Below are 1,703 nucleotides of genomic sequence, written 5' to 3'. Positions count from 1 at the left end.
GTTGGGGGGCTTCTTAAATTCATGGATAAACGGGATTAGAGCGGTTTACGTCCGGATTGAATCATAGTGCTCACTCTGGATTCTTTATTTGGTCGCATTATCACGGGCGTCAAGTTGATCTAACTTGACTGTGAAATGCTCTAGTGTGCCGCAGCGACTGCGCGAACTTCCAGCTCATCAATACCCAGCAGCTTGCGTACATTCGGCCGTGCATCAATCAGATCCTGAATGCTGTATTTGCCAAGCACTGTGAAGAAAGCATTCAGTGCTTCGCGCAAAGCAGAATTCAGCGCACAGCTGTCAATCAGCGGGCACTCACTGTCACTGTCGAAGCATTCTGCCATCGCAAAATTATCTTCAGTCACACGCACCACATCAAACAGCGAAATTTCCGCAGCAGGGCGGGCGAGTTTCACGCCGCCATTGCGTCCGCGTACTGTTGTGACAATGTTGTTTTCAACGAGCGGCTGCAAAATCTTGAACAAAAACAATTCCGAGACCGTATAGGCCTTGGCGATTTCAGCAATACGGCTGAGACTGCCTTCATTTGCTGCACAATACATCAGCATCCGAATAGCATAATTGGTCTGTCTGGTAAGACGCATTTCAGGTCCTTTCCCGCAGCGCATCAGGGCGCTGCTAAAAACATGAGCGCAGTTTAGAACTATTCTGAATAAATATGAAGTCCTGTTTTGAAATTAAAGTCACTAAAATTAATCATGTTTTAGTGATTTTGCACAGCCCTTGTTTTAAAGTCACATTCCGGTGACCGTTTACAGGCCGTGATTATGTATTCAGCCGAAGCGAAATTGCTGATTCCGCAAGAGATTTGCAATATCTGTCAGAGGCTTACTGACACACATCCACCCATTTTGCATTGGTCAGTTCGGCCAGACGATGCGGATTAATTCGCACAGCACTGTTAACAGCACCGGCCGCAGGCAAAACCTCTTCAAAGGCTTTCAGCGAAACGTCACAATAGATTTTCAAATGTTCCGCAACACCGAAAGGGCAGACCCCGCCGACAGGATGACCTGTGGCCTCCAAAACAGAATCAAAATCCAGCATGCGCGGCTTGTTCTGAAACTGATCTTTGAACTTGCGGTTGTCGAGCCGTGCATCACCGCGGGCAACAAGCAGGATGATATCTTCACCAAGTTTGAGTGAAAGTGTTTTGGCGATTTGTGCAGGCTCCACATTATGAGCGGCAGCAGCTTCAGCAACAGTTGCAGTGCTGGTTTCCAGCTCAATAACCTGCACATCCGGTGCTTTTTCAGCAAAAAAGGCTTTCACAGTTTCAAGGCTCATGAGATTTCCTGTGCGCTTTCGTCAGAACAGTCACATCAAAGGGGAATGGTTCTGAATTTCGGGATTGCCCGCATGATGATACAGAACATCATGCGGTCTCAACAATTATTTGCAAACAAGCACAATAATTTAAGCGGAGGCGATTGACGAAACGACAAGAGTGCCTGTATGTAGCCTTCATTCGCCATCACAGTGCGTTTCGGGCTGATTTGCCTGAGGAGGGGTGGCCGAGTGGTTTAAGGCACCGGTCTTGAAAACCGGCGTGCGGGAGACCGTACCGTGGGTTCGAATCCCACCCCCTCCGCCATAATTTATTTTCCCCATGTTGATTGCTTTTTATCTGTAGCTGAGCCTTTGTATTTAAAGGGTCATACGTTTCTTCTTTGCACTTATTA

Annotated in this window: 2 protein-coding genes and 1 tRNA gene; 1 reads left to right on the top strand and 2 read right to left on the bottom strand. The window is 47.4% G+C overall.

Features of this window, described 5'->3' with window-relative positions:
• Nucleotides 1-140 precede the first annotated feature (140 nt).
• Both rirA and A918_RS0116405 read right to left on the bottom strand, forming a co-directional pair.
• A complete protein-coding gene (gene rirA / locus A918_RS0116410) occupies nucleotides 141-605 on the bottom strand; it encodes an iron-responsive transcriptional regulator RirA (protein WP_022712105.1) in 465 nt (154 codons plus the stop codon).
• 244 nt (nucleotides 606-849) lie between these two features.
• Entirely contained in the window at nucleotides 850-1,308 is a 459-nt protein-coding gene (locus A918_RS0116405) for a YbaK/EbsC family protein (protein WP_022712104.1), read from the bottom strand.
• A 217-nt stretch (nucleotides 1,309-1,525) separates the two neighbouring features.
• Between A918_RS0116405 and A918_RS0116400 the strand changes: the two genes are divergently transcribed.
• Nucleotides 1,526-1,615, top strand: a tRNA-Ser gene (locus A918_RS0116400).
• Nucleotides 1,616-1,703 lie beyond the last annotated feature (88 nt).

This window comes from Pseudochrobactrum sp. AO18b, from assembly GCF_000409565.1.
Classification (GTDB): Bacteria; Pseudomonadota; Alphaproteobacteria; order Rhizobiales; family Rhizobiaceae; genus Pseudochrobactrum; species Pseudochrobactrum saccharolyticum.
This window is presented reverse-complemented; position numbering and strand designations above follow the sequence as displayed.

Excerpts from the sequence above, each read along its gene's own strand:
- rirA (WP_022712105.1), bottom strand. The coding sequence starts at position 605 with ATGCGTCTTACCAGACAGACCAATTATGCTATTCGGATGCTGATGTAT.
- A918_RS0116405 (WP_022712104.1), bottom strand. The coding sequence starts at position 1,308 with ATGAGCCTTGAAACTGTGAAAGCCTTTTTTGCTGAAAAAGCACCGGAT.